This is a genomic window from Humitalea sp. 24SJ18S-53, from assembly GCF_050632385.1.
Taxonomy (GTDB): Bacteria; Pseudomonadota; Alphaproteobacteria; order Acetobacterales; family Acetobacteraceae; genus Humitalea.
On record NZ_CP192599.1, the window covers coordinates 5,561,045 to 5,578,543 of the forward strand.

Genomic DNA, 17,499 nt, shown 5'->3' on the forward strand with positions numbered 1-17,499 from the left:
GCTCAGCGGGGAGGACGTGCCCGCGTACGGGCTGCGTGCCCGGCAGTGGGGGCTGTCCCGCCCCGGTCGACCTACTGCGCGCCGCGCCGTCTCACGGCATCACCACCGCCAAGCATCGGTGCCGTCAAAATGCCGAACGAAACAGTGTTCTTGGAGGTGTCCGACTACGTTTCCATTACGCTCAGTCTTCCGAGCATTTCAACATGCCAGCGGTGAGTGTCACCGTCCGGCAGTTGGTGCGGAACGCCGCCGGCCTGCCTTCGCCAGGCCTTATAGGAATTCCCGAGTAGGCGGGCGGGTACGCAGTTGCGTGGCTTGGCGATGATGCTTCCGCGGCAGGTCGGTGGCCGTACGAAGCCCGGCTGGGTAGCCGCCTCGGTATTCGCTTAAGAGGGCACTTCTTAGACTACGAGGCTCGGCTCTTAAGCATTGCGCGGAAGCGCCCTCTGAAAAGTTATTTTTGGCCGCATCTGTGATAGAGGCGCACGATGACTAAGGCGGATGTTGTAGAACCTCACAAATAGTTTCGATAAACTAATATACTATTAAATGTATCTTCAGATATATAGAATAATAAGGCCTGATAGGATCTTAAGAGGCGTCTAAGAGAAAATACATTTATAGTATTGACGTGTTTGCCGCCTCCCACACGCCGCGCTAGCCAGTTTGCCGTTCGCAACACTGGACAGGCGGGAGCAGGCGATGAGTGGTCATGGCACGAGGACAATGAATTACAGGCCCGTGGACAGCCTGAAACCCGCAAAGCGCAATCCACGCACCCATAGCCGCAAGCAAGTCCGCCAGATCGCGGACTCGATCAAGCGCTTCGGCTTCACCAATCCGGTGCTGATTGACGACGATGGCGGCATTGTCGCTGGTCACGGCCGGGTCGCCGCGGCGAAGCTGCTCGGGCTCGATGCCGTGCCGGTGGTGCCCTTGGGTGACCTGACCGCCAAAGAGCGCCAAGCCTACGCCCTGGCCGACAACAAGCTGGCCCTCAATGCCGGCTGGGACCAGGAGCTGTTGGCCGTCGAGTTCCAGGAGCTGATCGATGCGGGCTTTGAGTTGGAGCTGACCGGCTTCAGCCTGGCTGAGGTGGATTTCACACTTGATCTGGCCAGCCAGAACCGCCCTGGCAAAGATGATTCCGCGGCCGACCACATTCCCAACACATCGGAGCATGCGGTCTCCCGGTCTGGCGACTTATGGCGCCTGGGTCGCCATCAGCTGTTCTGCGGCGATGCTCGGGATGCGTCTCACTATGACCGCCTGATGCAGGGCAGGGAGGTCGGCCTCGTCTTCACCGACCCGCCCTACAACGTCCCCATCGACGGCCACGTCAGCGGCCTGGGACGTGTACGCCATCGAGAGTTCGCCATGGGGGTGGGTGAGATGGCGGAGGAGGAGTTCAGCCGGTTCCTGGCCTCCGCCCTGGCCAATATGGCCGGGCATTGCCGCGACGGCGCCATCCTCTACGTCTGCATGGACTGGCGGCACCTACAGGAGCTGTCGGTCGCGGGCCGGCAGACCGGTCTCGAGCTCAAAAACCTCTGCGTCTGGAACAAAACCAACGGCGGCATGGGCAGCTTCTATCGCTCGAAGCATGAGCTCATTTTTGTCTTCAAGCATGGCACGGCACCGCATGTGAACAGCTTCGGTCTCGGCGACACGGGCCGCTACCGCACGAACGTCTGGGACTATCCCGGCATCAGCAGCATCGGGCCGGGTCGCGCGTCGGAACAGGCCATGCATCCGACAGTCAAGCCCGTGGCCCTGGTGGCGGATGCGATCCGCGACTGTTCGCGTCGCGGCGACGATGTGCTCGACCCCTTTGCGGGGTCTGGCACGACGCTGATCGCGGCACAGATGACGGGGCGTGTCGCGCACCTCATCGAGTATGACCCAGCCTACTGCGACACCATCATCCGGCGCTTCGAGGGCTTTACGGGCAAGGAGGCGATCCTCGCGGACGGAACTGAGACCTTCGAGGCGATCTCCGCCAGCCGGTTGAGTGACCCATTGTCGCGGAGGAGCCCATGAGCGCCGGTGAGGACGATCCTGAGGATCAGGCCGCGGGTTACGCCCGCCCGCCGAAGACCGGTCAGTTTCGTAAGGGCCAATCCGGAAATCCGCGTGGGCGTCCGCCAAAAATCGCGGCGCGTCCTGAGCTTGTGGCCGCCCGGTACCCTACGCGCGAAGCGCTGCGTGCGGAGGCGGCCCGACTCATCGCGGTGACCGATGCCTCCGGGCGCCAAACAATTTCAATCCGGGAGGCGGTCATCCGGTCCCTCTCCCTGGCCGCGATGCGCGGTGGGATATTGGCGCAGCGGACGATGCTGCAGCTGGCCAGCGACGAGGATGCGCGGTTTCACGAGGAGCGGAGGGAGAGCTTCAAGTTTTGGGAGGACTATCAGACAAACGCCAGGGCAAAGATCGAGGCCGCGCGTAGGGCGGGTGAGGCCGACGTGGAGTTCCTTCCGCACCCTGACGACATCGAGCTCGACCCTTGGAGTCTCGAGGTGCGGATCCCAGGCGCCCTCAATGAGGAGGGACGCGCGACAGAGAAGACAGCTGAGGCACTTCAGGACCTCGGCTACGAAATGATGATATACACCGACGAGGACAACAGCCTGCCAGACAAGCAGGGCGAAGAAGGAAAGCTTGGACTTTACTTAGCGCTCCACCTCATAGGGCACTTCAATTTACCGCCGCGTCTCCGTCGATCGGGAGCATCGTACGAGAAACATATCCAGGCTATGTCGGCGCAGGGGACAAAGGCCTGGGGTGACGACCTCGAACGCCGCTGCGGCGCCGCGCAGATTCCCTTCATTCGCTGGCCAGAAAAATCGAAGCTACCGACTATTCCCCTATCGAAGCTCAGGATCAAATGGGGCGATGATCTGGCTGTTCACAAGCGACCGCGTGCCTAGCAGATCGTGTCCCATCGCGTGGTGTAGGAGCGATGATTCTCAGCGGGCTGGCCCGCCGCGTCAGGCTGGCACGGCGGACAGGCTGACGTTGGCAGTATTGCTGACGGCGCCGATGGTTTCCAGCGTCATGTAGCGGGCGCGCTGGGTGGCCCATTCGTCGGACTGCTCGAGCAGGATGGGTAAGCATCCGCCGAGTGCCGCGGCACGTCGGGGGTTAGGCGGCAGCGGCGTCTTCGGGCTGATCGCGCTTCCATTTCCAGGGCAGCAATTCCTCCAGCCGCGAGGCCGGGTGGTCAGCGATCCTGGCGAGCACATCGGCCAGCCAGGCGCGGGGATCGACGTCGTTGAGCTTGGCGGTGACGATGAGCGAGTACATCGCCGCGGCCCGTTCGCCGCCGCGATCGGAGCCCGCGAACAGCCACGACTTCCGCCCGAGCGCGATGCCACGCAGGGCGCGCTCGGCGGCGTTGTTGGTCAGGCAGATCCGGCCATCGCCGAGGAACCGCGTGAACGCATCCCAGCGCTTCAGCATGTAATTCATCGCCTTGGCCAGATCATTGTGGCGCGACAGCCTGGCCCTGGTCTCACGCATCCAGGCTTCGAGGTCTGCGACCAGTGGCGCCACGTGCTGCAGCCCGACGGCCAGGCGCTCCTTGGCCGGTAGACCGTTGATCGCGCGCTCGGCATCGAATATCGCGTCGATCCGACGCACCGCCTCGGCGGCCAGCGGCGCCCGGGCGACCTCGGCCAGATTGAACAGCTTGCGCCGGCCATGCGCCCAACAGGCCGCCTCCGTCACCGGGCCCGGCCTGCGCCCCGGCACGTAGAGGTCGTTGAACCCGGCATAGGCATCCGCCTGCAGGATCCCGGCGTAGCCTGCCAGGTGCCGGTTCGGGTGCTCGGCCGTCCGGTCGCGCGAATAGCGGAACATCGCTGCCGGCGGCGCCGGACCGGCAAAGGGCCGGTCGTCGCGCACATAGGTCCAGAGCCGCGCCGTGACGGTCCTGCCCTTGGCCAGCAGCGGCACCGTGGTGTCATCGCCATGCAATCGCGACCCCGCCAGGACATGAGCGTCGATCAGCGTCACCAGGGGCGCCAGCATGGCGGTGCAGGTGCCGACCCAGTCGGCCAGCGTCGAGACGCTGAGCTCGATGTCCTCGCGGCCATAGCTCTCGCTCTGGCGGTTCAGCGGCAGGTGCTGGCCGAATTTCGCCTCCAGGGCCGACGTATACGTCGGCCGCCAGCAGGTTCGGCCCGGCCCGACCGCGGGCGATCGGGTGGAGCGGTGCCGGCGGCTGGGTGATGCTCTCGCAGGATCGGCAGGAGAATCGCTCGCGAACGGTCTGGATCACCTTCCACTGGCGCGGCACCACCTCCAGCGTCTCGGTGATGTCCTCGCCCAGCTTGGCCAGCCTGCCGCCGCAGCAGGGACAGGCCGCCGGGGCCACGATCACCACCCGCTCGCGCGGCAGATGGTACCCATCCGGCGAGGGCCGCCTACCGCGATTTGGCTGAGCCTGTCTTTTGCTCTTACGGGCGTTCTTTCGAGCGCCGTTAAGGGCGGAGGCTGGGTTTCGGGATGGAGATCATCACGGGCGTCGAGCGACGGCGCCGCTGGCGGGCTGAGGAGAAACTGCGGATCCTGGCCGAGTTGGACGAACCCGGTGCCATGTTCAACGAGGTGGCGCGTCGGAACGATGTCAGCCGTGGCTTGCTGTGGCAGTGGCGCGACGCGCGGCGGCGCGGCAGGCTTGCGGCAGATGTCGCGACCTTCGTCCCGCTGCGCGTGGTGCCGGAGTTGGCGGGACCGGCATCACCGACGACTTGCACCGATCCTGACAGAGAGCCGGACGAGCGCATCGAGATCATGCTTGCCGACGGCACCATGGTGCGCGTGACGGACCGGATCAGCACCATGGCCCTGCGTCGCATCCTGGCAGCACTGCGCGGATGATCCCGGTCCCTTCCGGCGTGCGGGTCTGGTTGGCGGTTGGCCACACCGACATGCGCCGCGGCATGAACGGCCTGGCGCTACAGGTGCAGCAGGCCCTTGGGCGCGATCCCCATGCCGGCGATCTCTACGTATTCCGGGGACGCCGCGGCGATCTGCTGAAAATCGTCTGGCATGACGGCCTCGGCATGTCGCTCTACGCCAAGAGGCTGGAACGCGGCCGGTTCATCTGGCCCTCGCCGGCGGACGGATCGGTCGCGATCTCGGGCGCGCAGCTGGCCTATATGCTCGACGGAATCGACTGGCGAAATCCGCAACGGACATGGCGGCCGGAAGTCGCAGGATAGATCAGCGCCGCGACGAATTCCGACTACCTGCCGCGGGCGGTCTGTGATTCCATCCTTGGCATGACGCCGACGCCGGACAGCCTGCCCGACGATCTCGAAGCCCTGCGCGCAGCGCTGGCGGCAGAGCAACTGGCCCGGCGCGAGGCCGAGGCACGTGCCTGCGGGGCCGAGACGATGGTGGCCCATCTCAAGCTGCTGATCGCCAGGCTCAGGCACGATAGGTTTGGCGCCTCCTCCGAGCGCGGCCGCAAGCTGCTCGACCAGTTGGAACTGGAACTCGACGAGGTGGTCACGGCCGCCAGCGAGCAGGCCACAAAGGCCGAGACCGCCCCCGGCCAGCGGTCCGGCCCACCCGGCCGCAAGCCCGTCCGTGCCCCGCTGCCGGCGCATCTGCCGCGCGAGCGGGTGGTGATCGCGGCCCCGTCGGCCTGTCCCTGCTGCGGCGGCAGGCTGGCCAAGCTCGGCGAGGATGTCACGGAGACGCTGGAGGTGGTGCCGCGCCAGTGGAAGGTGATCCAGACCGTGCGCGAGCGGTTCTCCTGCCGATCCTGCGAGAGCATCACCCAGCCGCCGGCGCCGTTCCACCCGATCGCTCGCGGTCGTGCCGGACCGAACCTGCTGGCGATGATCCTGGAGGCGAAATTCGGCCAGCACCTGCCGCTGAACCGCCAGAGCGAAAGCTATGGCCGCGAGGGGATCGAGCTCAGCGTATCGACGCTGGCCGACTGGGTCGGCACCTGCACCGCCATGCTGGCGCCCCTGGTGACGCTGATCGACGCCCACGTTCTGGCCGGGCCGCGATTGCATGGCGACGACACCACGGTGCCGCTGCTGGCCAAGGGCAGGACCGTCACGGCGCGGCTCTGGACTTATGTGCGTGACGACCGGCCCTTTGCCGGCCCGGCACCGCCGGCGGCGATGTTCCGCTATTCGTGCGACCGCACGGCCGAGCACCCGAACCGGCACCTGGCGGGCTACGCCGGGATCCTGCAGGCGGATGCCTATGCCGGGTTCAACGACCTCTACGTGCCGGGGCGCAGGCCGGGCCCGGTGACGGAGGCGGCCTGCTGGGCGCATGGCCGGCGCAAGCTGTTCAATCTGGCCGAGGTCGCCCGGGCGCCGCTGGCCGCCGAGGCGGTGCGACGGATCGACGCGATCTTTGACGCCGAGCGCGCCATCAATGGCCTGCCGGCCGACCAGCGCCTGGCCGAGCGCCAGAAGCATATCGCGCCGTTGGTCGCAGACCTCGAAGCCTGGATGCGTGAGACCCGCGCCAGGCTGTCGCGGCACAATGATCTGGCCAAGGCGATGGACTACATGCTGAAGCGCTGGGACGCGTTCACGCGCATCCTCGGCGATGGCCGGATTTGCCTGACCAACAACGCCGCCGAGCGCGCCCTGCGTGGCATCGCGCTCGGGCGGAAGTCGTGGCTGTTCGCCGGCTCCGATCGCGGCGGGGAGCGCGCCGCGGCGATGTACTCGCTCATCGTCACCGCCAAGCTCAACGATGTGGATCCGCGCGCCTGGCTGGCCGACGTGCTCGTCAGGATCGCCGACCACCCGGCCTCCCGGCTGGACGAATTGCTGCCCTGGAACTGGAAGGGCGACCAGGCCAAAGACGCCGCTGCCGCCTGACAGCCAGCCCGCCGTGGCCCTCGGCGGATGCTTACGCAACGTGCCACCGGCGGCCTTGCCAGATGCGAAGCGGTTTGCCGACGTAGCTCAATATCGCTGCGACGACAGAGGCCCCGGCCGCCGCGCGATTGGATGCGCTGATAGACATATCGATGGCGTGGACGGCCTGCAGTCCCTGTACCAGTTCGGAGATCACCGCGCCTGACAGTGCCGGTACGCTGGAGCCGCCGGAAATGACAGCGACGCCCGCAGCACGGGCAAGGGCATCCAGTGCACCAATACCGCAGACAAAGTCGCGCGCATGCCGAGGATGGAATCATGAACCGCGCGCGGCAGGTAGTGGAAATCCGCCGCGGCGGCGACCTATCCTGCGGCTTCCGGGCGCCATGTCCGTTGCGGGTTTCGCCAGTCGATGCCGTCGAGCATGTAAGCCAGTTGCGACCCCGAGATCGCCACCGACCCATCCGCTGGCGACGGCCAGATGAACCGCCCCCGCTCCAGCCGCTTGGCGTAGAGCGACATGCCGAGCCCGTCATGCCAGACGATTTTCACCAGGTCGCCGCGGCATCCGCGGAACACGTAGAGATCGCCGGCATGGGGATCGCGGCCCAACGCCTGCTGCACCTGCAGCGCCAGGCCGTTCATGCCGCGGCGCATGTCGGTATGGCCGACCGCGAGCCAGACCCGCACGCCGGACGGCACCGGGATCATCCGCGCAGCGCTGCCACAACACGCCGCAACGCGGCGGAGCCGATCGCCTCGTCGACACGGATCACCGTACCGTCCGGCAAGGCTATCTCGATCCGGCCAGCGGTCGCCTCACATGGCGCTGGCGAAGCCACCGGCGCAGCATAAGCCCGAGGGACAGGCGCCGGCAGATCCGTCGCCACCTGCAGCGGCATGAACATCGGCGCGGGCTCGGCCACCAGCACGCCCTGCCGTGCCTGTTTCCGCCAGGCCCACAGCACGCTGCGGCTCACCTCGTGCCGGCGCGCCACCTCGACAAAGCACGCGCCGGGACGTTCAGCCTCAGCCACAATCCGCAGCTTGTCCGCCACCCGCCATCGGCGCCGGCGCTCAATACCGCTGATGATCTCCATGCCCCAAACCGCCCCCGTCCTTAACAACGCTCCTACGAGCGTCGATAAGATCAGAAGACAGCTTCAGCCCCAGACCGGAAGGCGGCCGTCACCGGAGGGGTACCTCCTTGCCAACGAGTCATGCGAACGGATAGCCGGCGTCTGGCTGGTCTGCCGTGCGGTGGAGTTGCCCCCTTCAAACCGGACAGTCGACGGGGTTGGGGGAGAAGATCAACTCGTCCTACCTCAGCCGGGTGCTACGGCTGACGCTGCTGGCGCCGAATCTAGTCGAGGCGACATTGGACGGGCGTCAGCCTGACGGGATGACGCTGCCGCAGTTGATGAAGCCATTTCCGGTGAGATGGAAGGAGCAAAGAGATGCACTGGACAGCGCATGCTGACTGACTTGAAGGCCCACAAGGCCGGCGAGCATGAGTCTCGGCTCTCGGCGCATCGTCGGCGGACACGGGGTTGGGGCGATAATGCCGCAGACCTCAAGAACGTGGGCAGATCGGTGGTAACGGCAAGGTAGCAAGGACCTTCGACGATATCGAGGCCGAGCCGCCTACTCGGTTATACGCTACTGAGGCCGCCTTCGAGTTCAGGAGCGCGGCGACGTTGGCTGCCGATGCAGCATCCTTTCGCGTCGGTAGGAGAATGATAACATGATTCTCGCCAACCACCCCCCCGTAGCGCCGGATGAATTCCTCGGTGACGACGGCCGCATTCAAGCGCTTCTCCTGCGAGCTTGATGATGTCCGCTGGAGAACCACGCATTCCTGAGTGATGACGTAGGAGGCTCCCTCATTGGCCTGGACAAAGCCTCGATTCCCGGCCTGGCGTGATTTGCGTCCGCGGTCGTAGTCGAAGTGGCCGTCGGGGGTGACGGAGGCCGCCCAGATAAGAGGATAGCGACCGCGCGCTCGGGTATTGTGAAGCCGCTCCGGCTGCCGGTTGGCCACGAGATATCCGGCCCTAGTCGTCCATCCCAGGTCGTTTAGGCATGGACCCGTCTCCGCCCTGCCTTCGCCTGGCAATAACCAAGGTGAGCCATCGGTGGGCAGGATGACGTCGGGAAGCGTGTTTACGCAGCCGGTGCTGGTGAGGATGCTGGAGGCCACCCGGTGTGGAGATGGGCCCTCTACCGGTGTGGGGCGGCGGCGCAGCACGATGAAACACGCGTCCTGGATGGCATCGAGGAAAACGTCCGTCCGCTTCTCCACGCTGTCCAGTACCAGGACCTCAGCGAGCTCGGAAATCCGGCGCCGAAAGCGCGCGAATTCGGGGCCGCCTACGAAGCTGGCTGGGATGACGTGGCCAACCAGGCCACCAATCGGGACAATGGCGAGCGCCTTGCGAGTGAACAGAGCATAGAGGTTCATTCGGCCCGCTGTGATGTCCGGGAATTGTCCCTTGGCCAGAGCGTGTTCGTTGGCGTTTAAACGCCGATAGGGAGGATTGCCGATCTCATGGTCGAACTCAGTCCACCCAGGCTCCAAGCCATCACCGTTTTTGATCACGCGAGATGCTTGGCGCGCGATGCTTCGGGGGAACCCGAATTCCTGAATGAGCATGCGGGTAAAAAGCGCCTGGGCCAGGGTGGCCAAAGATGGGTCGATCTCGCAACCCTGGAGGCGGTCACACAGCAGGGCTGCGATAGATTTCCGAGCGATCCCCTCCTTGATCCAAAGTCGGACCATGCGGCGGGCCAGGGGGACGACGAAGGCGGCACCACCGGCGGATGGATCCCGGAACCGGGCGCGACCGATCTGAACGCCGAGGGCCTCGAAGCGGTCGAGGAGGTGATCGACAAGGTGGGGAGGGGTGAAGTAGGCACCGAGGCGCTTTCGGTCTTCGCTTGGCATGAGGACTGCGAAAACGCAGGCAATGGCATGATCGTGCCATTCCTCCGTCATCTCGCCCAGTATGGCTATTGCGGCCGTAGAAGCGGTGCCATCCACTAGTGCCAGGGCTTCTTGCAGTGCATCGCCGCCTCGGCGCCGGTACAGGGCGCAGAGACGGCTCACTGCATTTGCGGCCGACGATATCGTGGATTTTGTGATTTTAGTTGTGTCGGTCGTCATCGGCAAACTCGAATACGCATTTTCCCGGCGCGGCGTCAATAATGATGGACATAGTGAATACTTAGGAGACCTGCGAGGAGCAGGAGATTACGGCGCTAAGGGCTGTGGTGACGACATCGACTCCGATGCCATCGATCAACACGCCGAGCTCCAGGGACTGCTTCTCATAAAGCAGCATATTGGCTGATCCCACATACGCGCGGCTGCCATCAGCGACGATGGCCTTTGCGTGGAAGGTCTCAAATCCATCGTCATGCACAACAGCATAGTTCATGACGGTAACGCCCAAGGCCGACAGAGCAGCGATCGAGTTGGCGAGGGTCTGCTTGGTCTGGTGTCCCCGGACACGCAGGACCAGGACGCGCTCGGTGGCCTTGGTCTGGTCGAAGAGATCGAGAACGAACGCCATGCCTGGATCATTCACGAAGGGGGTGAAGATCCAGAGTGAGCGTTCCGCGAATTGGGCGACTGCGCGCATAGCACGCGAGGTGTCCAGTATGTCGGCCGCGGCCAGGCCAAGCTTTTGCAGGGCAGCTGAATACTGGCTGCAACCACCTGGTGGCGTCACCACGGAGCGGAAGGTGCCCTGCTCCGGACGAATCTCAGCCATGGCCGCGATGCCCTGTATGAACGGTTCGATGTGCTCAGGCAGTGCGGTGCTGGCGAGCAGCACCCCGGGCTGGATCTCCACGGCCCATCCGCGGGCGACGAAATCAGCGGCCGCGGTTCTCACGGCCTGGCCTCGACCTGGAATTCGATCGAGGTGAGCTCGGCCGCTGGGAGAATGCAGGGCCCGGGCGACGAGTGCAGCCTCGCGGGCGACGTGCGCCAGGGATTTGGTGACGGAGAGCTGGATCTCCGCCGACAGGCCGCTCTTCAAGGCTGACCGGCATCCACGGCCGCTCTCAGTTGCGCCACCACGTCGTAGTAGCCCACCATCTCCTGGCGGCCATTCTGCCAGCTCGCCCATTGCGGCCGTCCACGGCCAACCAGCGAGGAGCGCGAGAGCAGCTCGTTGCGGGTCAAGCAGGAGGTTTCCGGGATCATGACGCAGTCCGGGCAGGCACCACCGCGTTGCACGCAAGATCCTTCGCTGCCGCAGCGTAGCGCCGCCGCTGCGCCCATGCGTGCCAGGAATTCGTTGCCCTGGTCCTCGGATCCGCGGTCGCGCCACATCGAGGTGATGTTGGCCAGATCCATGGTCGTCCCCCGGCGGTAGATCAGGAATGCCAGGTCCGGGACGAAGAGGTGCTCGGCAAAGGAGCCGAGATCTAGGCCGGAGAGAGCGGACGCCTGGATGATCGCGGTGTGAGCCATGGTGTGAATCAGGGTGTAGACGTGGGGGAAGGCGATCTCTGCAACTTCTCCCCGCTTGCGGAAGCCATCCAGGAAAAGCTCGAAGCGACCGGGCAGCGGGGGATCAACTGTCTGGATGTGAGCTGCCTGCGCCAGCAGGCGGCCGCCGAGGGGCATACCTTGGCTTGGCGTCGGCAGGTCCAGATTATTGGCCTCGATCCAGGCTTCGACCGCTGCTGGATTCAGCCGGGCGTAGATGCCCTCGTTGGCAGAGACGATGCTGAGCACGGGGGTACGCCACATCTGCGGCTGTCCGGCGGTCACCTGGTCGACCTTCACCTTGGGGAAGAAGCGCAGGCGCACCGGCAGATCCGTGCTAGGCGCCTTGTCTCGCTGAATCAGCGGTTTGGAATCGGTCCTGGTGTAGCCAAAGGTGAAGTCGCAAACGCGCACATCGCGCACGATCCGCATCTCGTCGACCCCCATGAGATCGAGCCAATGGCGAGATGCTCCGTGCAGCCGAGCCAAGGCCTGAGGGTTCATCCCATCCGGGCGGGTGTGCTGGTCGAGCTGCTCGACCGACACAGACCGAAAGCGCCCATCTGGCAGAGGTTCGGCGGAGACCTTCTCGATGCGGAAAGCCTCGTGTTCGACAGTCATGCGCACAGGATCGAACTTGCTCGGGAAAGCCTTGCTTCCATCGATGATCGAATGCGTCAGGGGTGACGAACCAGAGTGCTTGGAGAAGACGTCGCGCATCCACTTCGTCTCGAAGCCATGAACGGTGTCCTGAAGCGCCTTTCGTCTCTTTTCAACCTGTGGGCTAGGAGGCATGGCATTCAAGCCGGAGAGCATCTCTTTAAAGCTCTCGCAGTTGTCCCATTCACCTTCGATGCCTGCCCGCCTCAGCAGCTCGATCTTGTGTTCAACGGTCAGGTTCGTGCCAGGCGGGAGACCGTAACGCTCGGTGAGAAAAGCCGAAAGGTCGGTCGCTCGCGAGGCTTCGAGCATGCGCATGGTGCCATCTTCGGAGAAGAGCAGCACCCGGTCGCCGTGCGGGTAGTGAGCGGCGCTCGCACGATAGGAAATCGGCTCCATGTTGATTTCAGCGTGCAGCGCCTTGTTGTTCCTGAGTTCGCCTGCCAGGGCCTTGAGTGTGTAAGGGTCCTTCATCAGGAGGTCGCGTGGCTCACCGCAATGTGTGCAGGCCAGGCGCACGTTGGACAGGGCGCCGGTGCCGATGCCGATCCAACGGAAGGTCTTCCGGGCGCATTGCTGGCACTCGTCGAGCTTGGTGAGGTTACCATCAACACGAGCATGCAGGCGTGTCGGCGACGGGGACACCACCTCGCCGGACCAATGTGCCATGACGAAGTCGAGTTGCCGCCAGTTGTTGGCGCATCCCTCCGCCCCGGTTGGGCAGGCATGTCGAAAGCCCCCCATCTCCTCCGCAACGGTGTCAGGTCGTGCGCATTCCCGATGGAGGTTGCAGCTCGAACGCGCGCAGCGGAACGACAGCGGGAACGGCACGAAGCTGGCGAAATCCGGCGACTGAAAGCGCAGATCTCCAGTCTTGATATTGACCTCGCCACTGTCGCCCAGCACGGCCTCATCAACGCACAGCTGGGGATGGCGGCCCGCGTGTTTGTTGCGCGCGTTTCTGCCCCGGTTCAGCCAGGCCTGGGCATACTCAAAGATGATTGCGGTGATCTGTGCCCGATTTGCGGGTGTCAGGCCACCTTCGGCGCCATTGCTGCCGATATCTCGGTTCGCCTGGTCGGGGTACGCCATACATGCGACGGTTCCACCTTCGAAGGTGAAAAGGCTCCCCGGCGAGTATGCGCGTGCGACCTGGCTCTGCGAGCGGTTCATGTTGAATGACGAGAAGCTCACAGGCTGTTTTCCCAGAGATGTCCAGTGTTCGATTGGAAGCCAGGCATGATCAGTCCTGCCTAAGTTCATTGCCGCGCGGGATACGCCCAGGAGCACCGCTTCTAATCGCGTTGAGACCACGCAACATGTCGCTCGTTTTGACCTCGCGCCTCTCGTGCAGGCTTGTCGGGCGAATCACACCGTGGCCATCTACGTCACGAAGACTGGTCATCGGGGGCATCAGCCCGCTCACCATGCCCGCGCTCCACATCTCACGGAGCTCCGAACTGGATTCCCTCGCACCATCGAGGAACAGCTTCAGCTTCTGACGGATGAGCCTTCGGTAGTAGGTTGTATTGAATGATCCACCCACGGATGATGGCAGCGATACCCCAATCGCCCGGGCGATGTAGTCCACGCAGGCATCGAACTCGACGGTCTGCTCCAGGATCCTGGTGGCGACGTTGGTATGGTTCGGCTCCCGCGCGTCCGACTTTTTGGTCGCCGAGGCGAAAGCCTGTTGGTGGTAGACGCCAGCTAGCCAGTTCTGGATCAGGGATGGCATGGATCGCTCGATCGCCTTCTCAGCCCAGCGCTCGGCCGCCGGTGGCGGGATCATGCGCTCGAGCAGCCTGTGGAAGGCCTCGTGCACCTCGACCACGTAGCGATCTCGTCGTGTCTGTGGTGTCGGCACGAGCAGGGAGAAGCCGACATGGGTTCGGCCGACGCGGCTGGATGCCTGGATGTATTCAGCGATGTCGGACGGCAGCCCCGCGAATGCCATTGCATTGAAGGCCTCGACGTCGACCCCGTGAGACACAGCGGAGGTCGCGACGATGCCTCGTAGGCCCCGCCAGGGCGGCTGAACCGCAGGATCAAACCGCTGCTTCTCCGGCGGGAAGATCATCTCCTTCTCCGCCAGGTCCACGACACCCTGGATGGTGCCGACATCGACGCCGCCGGAGATGAGCTCCATCCTGTAGCGCATACCCTCTGTCGGGTGATCCAGGCTGTACCGCTGATCCTTCATGAGGCGATGGGATTCCCGTACCTCGTCGTCGATCGCGGACAGGATCTGGTCGCCGCCCTTCTTGTTCGTGACGTAGGTCAGCATGATGCGGTGGAGGTCGACCAGTGCCAGCAGCGCATCCCACTTGCCCGTAGCGGCCGCCGCCCGGATCGCCGCGGCCCGACGATCCGCGAAGCGGGTGTCGGACTGATGCTGCGCGATCTCTTCGGCCGCCCGATCACGGGTCGCCGGGTCCCTGAGGTCGGTCAGCCACCGGGTGGAAGCCGCGGCGTGCGTCGCCAACACCGCCATCGTCGTCACGGTATGGCGTCGCCCGTTGGTCATCAGCGAGGCGTAGATGCGGGCCCAGGGCGCTGCGGCCTCATCGCCAAGTGGTGTCCCCCGCAATGGAGCGTGGACAGCTTCAGCCTCACCCTCGGGGAGCCAGCCGGAGAGGCGAACGTAGAACCCCTCATGCAGGCCAGGGCCGGGATGTGGGAATTGGACCACATTGCGTTGATAGATCGCCCTGACGTGGCGGCCGACATCGGAGGCCGTGGCGGTGGCGCCGATGACGTGGGGCAGCCTTACCTTGTCTGGGGCAGCGAGGTATCTCGACGAGCGATGAGGGCCCAAAAGGTCTCCCAGGGATCTGAACCACTCGAACAGGCTGGTTTCGAAGAGCCCGCCGAAGGTGCCCAGGCTTTCATCGAGTAGGTGCATTTCGTCCTGGATGATAAGGCTCGGTATGGGATCGAAGAGCACCTCCTCGCCGTCACTGTGGGCGGGTGCGAGCGGCGTCCCCTGAACGCCCTGTGGCAGGTTCATCTCCAGCATGCCCTCAGGGCCGCCCACGAGGTACCGGGCGACGCCGAACATGCCGGCGATCTGGCCGATGCGGGCTATGTTCTGTCCTATCAGGGCGATTTTATCGATCGTGCCGAGGAGGATGGAGGGCGCTCTGCGGTAGATGTCGGCATCTGTTAGGATGAAGGGCAAAGGCGTGATCCCGGCACCGCCGTTCTCGCGGTTCCAGTCGCACTCCGCATTGAAGCATACGATCCCGAGGCGATGCTGCTGCTTCGGGAAAAGCCGGAGGCCGGTGCCCTCGACTTTGCAGAATGGACAGGTAGGGCTCTTATTCCAGGCGATTTGCGCGGCCTGGTAGAGGCGGTCAGCGGGATCCGATGCATTGGGATTCATCAGCCGATCCTCGTCACTGGCGCGCGCGGTGCCGTCGATCGGGATGCACTTCAGTTCCTTGTAGATCTCGCCCTTCCAATCGGCGACGGCGTTCGGCGTGTTGCCGCCGCCCACCCAGAAGCCGATCTCGAATGGAGCGCCCGGCAGCGCAAGGCCTCGCCGAACCATCTCAGCTGCCGCCAGGGTGCGCGACAGACGCTGTGCCTGCTGTACCGTTAGCAAGCGCAGCGGGTAGTGCAGCATCGCGGTAACGCCGCGGAGCTTGCCGCGAAACCGATCGAGAAAGAGCGCGAAAACGACGGTGCCGAAGAACGCCTCGGTCTTACCGCCACCGGTGCTCATGTAGAGCAGAGTGACGGCGTCCTCATCAAACTCGGGATCGAAATAGTCCGGCCCGTCGAAGCCTGGAATCCGCGATGCCAGCGTGGGGACGTGGCTGAGTACGAAGGCGAGCTGGAACAGGCGCCATCCTGGATTGGGGATCCGCTGGTTGGGGCGGTAGACCCTGGCAAAGCTCGTCTGAAGAGCCAGCCAGGTCTTCCATGGAGCGGCCATGCCGTCAGCGGGATCGGCGTCCGACATACCCTTGGAAATCATCAGGATACGAATGCCAAGGCGCATTCGGTCGACCTCCTTTTGCCACGCAGCCAGGTCGTTCTGGAAGTGCTCGACCTGCAGTGGATCGCCTTGACCGCGCCCCTCAGCGGCCAGGGCCGTAATCCAAACCTCCATGGCGTTGGGAAGCGCGTTCAAATCCGCCGGATCGAAGTCTGGCCTGGCCAGGGCAGTGAACTGGGTGATGACGTCAGGGATGCCATGCTGCGTAGTGCGGGGCAGCACGTATCTGGGCATCCAGGTCGTTCGGAGCTGGCGTCTGCCAGCACTCACGCCTCGATTCTCGACACCGCAGTTCAGGCCGATGGCAGGAAGCTCCAGGAAGCCCTCGAGGTGGTAGCTGCGCTTCACGCGCTCGAGCGATGCTGGGATCAGGGCCGCCTGCGGGAGGCTGACCTCGATCGACACGAGGAAGACGCCGTATTCCCGTTCGTCATCGACCTCACGTTCATTCTCGAGCGATAGCCGGACAGAATGCCCAACAGGCTCGCGCCGGATCTCCAGCGCGTCGAAATGGAAGCTGAGCTGGAATGAAGGGATGAGCTCGGCTTCGACCGGCGGGCCCTGTCGCACCCTGATGAGGTAGTTGTCCCAGGCCTTTGGCGTCCAGAAATCCTCTGAGACGGGCCGCGGTGCAGAGCGCCAGGCACGTTCGATGCCTTCCGGAGAGGCGATCCAGGCCGCGCAGGCCGTTCTAATCTCGATAAGTAGGCGTTGGGTAGCATCGGCGGCGATGGCGTCCCAGTGATCACCTGGCGGGATGGGAAGCTCCACGTCCACCGCGGGAACGTCGATCCGGATGAATGCCTTCGGAACCTCATAGGCGCGACTGTAGTGCGCAGGGATGCGACGACGCTGCGCCACCTTGGTGACGATCGGTTCGGGATTGGTGTCGTCGTCATCGTCGTCATCACTTCCCAGGGCAGGCCCGGGGGCGTTTAGTGGGGCGTCGACGCCGTAGTGGGCTTCGATCTCGCGGGCGATCGCGTCGATGATCTTCTGGCGGTCTTCACGAGGCGTCATAGCGGTGATTCGCTGATCGCGCAGCGCCTTCCGCATCGTCCGCATCTCGGTCTTACATTTCGGGCTGTAGTCCGCGGATGGGATGAGGCGTCCCTCATCGTCGAAGAGTTCGGCGGATGTCGGCAGGATGCGCAAATACACGGATAGGCTGACGCGCAGCCTGATGATGCCTTCGGCCTCGCGACGAATCGCGATATCCAGGCCTTGGGTGTTCACTCGGATATCGTTGGCCTCATCGTCGCCATCAGCATTCACACGCGGGAGCAGGAACCCGCTGGCCAGCGTTCTGGAGGGGAAGCCAAACAGGATCCGCCCCATGTCGCCCGCCCCGGAGGTGCGACGACGTACGAACTCCAGGTGGGCGTCCGCCACCCCCTCCTTCATCTCCTGTCGTTGGTCGGCATCCGTGATGGTTGCCAGAGCTTCGTCGAGGGTCATTGAGAGTTCTCGCGCAG

11 protein-coding genes and 2 pseudogenes are annotated in these 17,499 nt (G+C 64.3%); 5 read left to right on the forward strand and 8 right to left on the reverse strand.

Annotation, left to right across the window (positions count from 1 at the left end; all coding sequences use genetic code 11):
- Nucleotides 1-741 precede the first annotated feature (741 nt).
- Together ACQW02_RS26685 and ACQW02_RS26690 are read left to right on the forward strand one after the other, a co-directional pair.
- Nucleotides 742-2,040: a site-specific DNA-methyltransferase gene (locus ACQW02_RS26685; protein ID WP_431282951.1), complete on the forward strand. Its 1,299-nt coding sequence runs from the start codon at nt 742-744 to the stop codon at nt 2,038-2,040.
- Nucleotides 2,037-2,930, forward strand: a complete 894-nt coding sequence (locus tag ACQW02_RS26690) for a DUF5681 domain-containing protein (protein ID WP_431282952.1) — start codon at nt 2,037-2,039, stop codon at nt 2,928-2,930. Before ACQW02_RS26685 ends, ACQW02_RS26690 begins: the two co-directional genes overlap by 4 nt.
- 60 nt (nt 2,931-2,990) lie before the next feature.
- On the opposite strand, the pseudogene ACQW02_RS26695 reads toward ACQW02_RS26690, so the two are convergent.
- Both ACQW02_RS26695 and tnpC (ACQW02_RS26700) read right to left on the reverse strand, forming a co-directional pair.
- Nucleotides 2,991-3,143: pseudogene (locus tag ACQW02_RS26695) on the reverse strand (IS256 family transposase); the annotation flags it as partial.
- Nucleotide 3,144: 1 nt separating this feature from the next.
- Nucleotides 3,145-4,429 (reverse strand): annotated as a pseudogene (gene tnpC / locus ACQW02_RS26700) (IS66 family transposase); the annotation flags it as partial.
- 80 nt (nt 4,430-4,509) lie between these two features.
- Here tnpC (ACQW02_RS26700) and tnpA (ACQW02_RS26705) point away from each other — a divergent pair.
- Genes tnpA (ACQW02_RS26705) through tnpC (ACQW02_RS26715) form a run of 3 tightly spaced genes read left to right on the forward strand, consistent with a single transcriptional unit; the run spans nt 4,510 to nt 6,863 of the window.
- Nucleotides 4,510-4,884 (forward strand): IS66-like element accessory protein TnpA, encoded by a 375-nt coding sequence (tnpA, locus tag ACQW02_RS26705; protein ID WP_431282953.1) that lies wholly within the window; start codon nt 4,510-4,512, stop codon nt 4,882-4,884.
- Nucleotides 4,881-5,228, forward strand: coding sequence for an IS66 family insertion sequence element accessory protein TnpB (gene tnpB, locus ACQW02_RS26710; protein WP_431282954.1), 348 nt, complete (start codon nt 4,881-4,883; stop codon nt 5,226-5,228). Before tnpA (ACQW02_RS26705) ends, tnpB (ACQW02_RS26710) begins: the two co-directional genes overlap by 4 nt.
- 60 nt (nt 5,229-5,288) lie before the next feature.
- Nucleotides 5,289-6,863 carry an IS66 family transposase gene (gene tnpC / locus ACQW02_RS26715; protein WP_431282955.1) on the forward strand — a complete coding sequence of 525 codons (1,575 nt, stop codon included), beginning with the start codon at nt 5,289-5,291 and terminating at the stop codon, nt 6,861-6,863.
- Nucleotides 6,864-7,226: 363 nt separating this feature from the next.
- Here the strand turns inward: tnpC (ACQW02_RS26715) and tnpB (ACQW02_RS26720) are convergent, their stop codons facing one another.
- The 6 genes from tnpB (ACQW02_RS26720) to ACQW02_RS26745 form a co-directional block, all read right to left on the reverse strand.
- Entirely contained in the window at nt 7,227-7,574 is a 348-nt protein-coding gene (gene tnpB / locus ACQW02_RS26720; protein ID WP_431282956.1) for an IS66 family insertion sequence element accessory protein TnpB, read from the reverse strand.
- Entirely contained in the window at nt 7,571-7,963 is a 393-nt protein-coding gene (gene tnpA, locus ACQW02_RS26725) for an IS66-like element accessory protein TnpA (protein ID WP_431282957.1), read from the reverse strand. The genes tnpB (ACQW02_RS26720) and tnpA (ACQW02_RS26725) overlap by 4 nt, the downstream gene beginning before the upstream one ends.
- Before the next feature lie 473 nt (nt 7,964-8,436).
- Nucleotides 8,437-10,026, reverse strand: coding sequence for an Eco57I restriction-modification methylase domain-containing protein (locus ACQW02_RS26730; RefSeq protein WP_431282958.1), 1,590 nt, complete (start codon nt 10,024-10,026; stop codon nt 8,437-8,439).
- Between the two features lie 61 nt (nt 10,027-10,087).
- Complete coding sequence (locus tag ACQW02_RS26735) at nt 10,088-10,906, reverse strand: hypothetical protein (RefSeq protein WP_431282959.1); 819 nt, start codon at nt 10,904-10,906, stop codon at nt 10,088-10,090.
- Entirely contained in the window at nt 10,903-13,215 is a 2,313-nt protein-coding gene (locus ACQW02_RS26740) for a hypothetical protein (RefSeq protein WP_431282960.1), read from the reverse strand. The genes ACQW02_RS26735 and ACQW02_RS26740 overlap by 4 nt, the downstream gene beginning before the upstream one ends.
- Before the next feature lie 49 nt (nt 13,216-13,264).
- Nucleotides 13,265-17,482, reverse strand: a complete 4,218-nt coding sequence (locus tag ACQW02_RS26745) for a DEAD/DEAH box helicase family protein (RefSeq protein ID WP_431282961.1) — start codon at nt 17,480-17,482, stop codon at nt 13,265-13,267.
- Nucleotides 17,483-17,499: the final 17 nt, after the last annotated feature.

Excerpts from the sequence above, each read along its gene's own strand:
- ACQW02_RS26745 (WP_431282961.1), bottom strand. The coding sequence starts at position 17,482 with ATGACCCTCGACGAAGCTCTGGCAACCATCACGGATGCCGACCAACGA.
- tnpB (WP_431282956.1), bottom strand. The coding sequence starts at position 7,574 with ATGATCCCGGTGCCGTCCGGCGTGCGGGTCTGGCTCGCGGTCGGCCAT.
- tnpA (WP_431282953.1), top strand. The coding sequence starts at position 4,510 with ATGGAGATCATCACGGGCGTCGAGCGACGGCGCCGCTGGCGGGCTGAG.
- ACQW02_RS26690 (WP_431282952.1), top strand. The coding sequence starts at position 2,037 with ATGAGCGCCGGTGAGGACGATCCTGAGGATCAGGCCGCGGGTTACGCC.
- tnpC (WP_431282955.1), top strand. The coding sequence starts at position 5,289 with ATGACGCCGACGCCGGACAGCCTGCCCGACGATCTCGAAGCCCTGCGC.
- tnpB (WP_431282954.1), top strand. The coding sequence starts at position 4,881 with ATGATCCCGGTCCCTTCCGGCGTGCGGGTCTGGTTGGCGGTTGGCCAC.
- ACQW02_RS26730 (WP_431282958.1), bottom strand. The coding sequence starts at position 10,026 with ATGACGACCGACACAACTAAAATCACAAAATCCACGATATCGTCGGCC.
- tnpA (WP_431282957.1), bottom strand. The coding sequence starts at position 7,963 with ATGGAGATCATCAGCGGTATTGAGCGCCGGCGCCGATGGCGGGTGGCG.